General features: G+C 67.3%; 1 protein-coding gene. It reads left to right on the top strand.

Going from position 1 to position 260, the window contains the following annotated elements:
• Positions 1 to 260, top strand: a 260-nt coding sequence (locus AC3XQU_RS24215; RefSeq protein WP_489876669.1) for a hypothetical protein, incomplete at both ends; no start/stop codon positions are given.

Below are 260 nucleotides of genomic sequence, written 5' to 3'. Positions count from 1 at the left end.
ATCGCCCGCGTCGCGCTGCCGACCGCGATCGGCGTGCTGGCGGCGTTCCTGGTAATGGCGCCGCTGACCGCGGGCGGCGACGTGTCGTTCCTGCTCGACAAGAACAAGGTCGACGTCGCGCAGGAGCGGATGAAGATCCAGGCGGCACGCTATCGCGGCGAGGACAGCAAGGGCCAGTCCTTCACGCTCGACGCGAAGTCCGCGATCCAGAAGAGCTCGGCCGAGCCGATCGTCCAGCTCAACCAGCTCGCGGCACAAAT

Source organism: Telluria sp. AZSoR62, from assembly GCF_058111565.1.
This window is presented reverse-complemented; position numbering and strand designations above follow the sequence as displayed.